The organism is Mesorhizobium sp. M7D.F.Ca.US.004.01.2.1 (assembly GCF_003997785.1).
Lineage (GTDB): Bacteria > Pseudomonadota > Alphaproteobacteria > Rhizobiales > Rhizobiaceae > Mesorhizobium > Mesorhizobium loti.
Window position 1 is genome coordinate 1 of sequence record NZ_RZRQ01000643.1, and the last position, 1460, is coordinate 1460.

Annotated in this window: 2 protein-coding genes and 1 pseudogene; 1 reads left to right on the plus strand and 2 read right to left on the minus strand. The window is 62.7% G+C overall.

What is annotated here, in order from left to right; all coding sequences use genetic code 11:
* Both EN993_RS35765 and EN993_RS35770 read right to left on the minus strand, forming a co-directional pair.
* Positions 1–276: pseudogene (locus EN993_RS35765) on the minus strand (molybdenum cofactor sulfurase); the annotation flags it as partial.
* Between the two features lie 4 nt (positions 277–280).
* Positions 281–922, minus strand: coding sequence for a TetR/AcrR family transcriptional regulator (locus tag EN993_RS35770; RefSeq protein ID WP_109668314.1), 642 nt, complete (start codon positions 920–922; stop codon positions 281–283).
* Between the two features lie 147 nt (positions 923–1069).
* On the opposite strand from EN993_RS35770, the gene EN993_RS35775 reads away from it, so the two are divergent.
* Positions 1070–1460, plus strand: a 391-nt coding sequence (locus tag EN993_RS35775; RefSeq protein WP_127266237.1) for a hypothetical protein, incomplete at its 3' end; no start/stop codon positions are given.

Genomic DNA, 1460 nt, shown 5'->3' on the forward strand with positions numbered 1-1460 from the left:
TACAACCGCCAGCTCGTCCGCCGCCACAACAGACAATTGCCGCTCGTTGCGCATTTCGGTGCCGCGCGGATACCAGGGCTCGCGCCCGCCGGAGCGCCGTGTCGGTCCGGCATGGAAATCGCCAGATATGCCGTCGAAACCCAGCCGCAATTCGTCCACAGGGCGCGTCTGAAAATGATCCGCTGGCGCCACGTAAAGCGCTGCCGCCTTGGCGGCAAGCTTTCGTGCGGGGATGATTTCAACCGGCTTTTCAGCCTCGGGGAAGAGATCCAGCATGGCTTCATTCCTTGGATGATGCCGCTTGGTTTTGCCCTTCGGCTGGCAAGGCCGCAAGAGCGGTTTGGGCCAAAACGCGCAACTCTTCGACCGAAGCACCGTCTCGCGCCTGGATCGACATGCCGTTCATGACGCCAGCCAGGTATTTGGCGAACCCCTCGACCGAGAGGCCCGCCGGCAGGTCGCCCACCGCCCTGCCCCTGGCCAGCCGGTCTGCGATCGCCGCTTCACTCGCCTTGCGATAGGTTCTGAGTTCATCGGCAATGGCTTGCGCCTGTGGCGAGGCTGCCAGCGCGCCGCTGACGAACAGGCAGCCACCAGGCTTGCCGGGCCTGGAATATGCTTCCGCCGCACCGAGCAGCAACCGCCGGATCGCCTCCCGCGTCGATACCGGCGCGCTCAGCGCTTCCAGCGCAAAGCCGATCTCGGTCTGGTGGTAGCGCGTCAGCGCCTTGCGGAACAAAGTCTCCTTGTCGGTGAAGGCGTTGTAGATCTGCGGCGGCGTCAGTCCCATCGCCTCGCGCAACATGGCCAGCGATGTCGCCTCATAGCCATGCTCCCAGAACAGATGCATCGCCGCATCCAGCGCCCGGTCGGGATCGAAAGCGCGCGGCCGGCCGCCGCGGGGCTTTTCCGAATTATCCATATCGATCGATACGAAACCTGTTGACTCGTCTTCTCCATATAACGTACCAATCGATACGAAACATGGCAAGCCGGAAGACCTGTCAGATGGCAAGCCGGAAGACCTGTCAGTCGGAAAGCCATGAAAACCAGCGAAAAGGAGAGCCAAATGCCGATCACCGTGACCGCGCCGGAAGGAATACTGACCCCAACGGGAGAGCGCGAGATCCTGCCGCGTCTCAGCGCCGCCCTCATCGAGGCCTCCGGCGCCACCGGCAATTCGTTCTTCACCGAAATCGTCGGCGGCACGGTGCACATCTTGCCGCCTCACCACATCTATGCAGGCGGCGCCAATCGGCCTGTCGTCATGGTGGAATTGAAATTGCCCAACATCGGACTTGGCTCGGTCGAAGCCCGCAAGGCCTTCATCACCGCAGCCGCAGGGATTGTCGCCGAACTCTGCGTGCCGGGGCACCGGCCTGAAAACACCTGGATCAACATCGTCAATGCGCCCGACGGCGGCTGGGGCATCGGTGACAGACAATATACGGGCGCTGTCT

Coding starts and splice junctions, on each gene's coding strand:
- EN993_RS35770 (WP_109668314.1), bottom strand. CDS start 922: ATGGATAATTCGGAAAAGCCCCGCGGCGGCCGGCCGCGCGCTTTCGAT.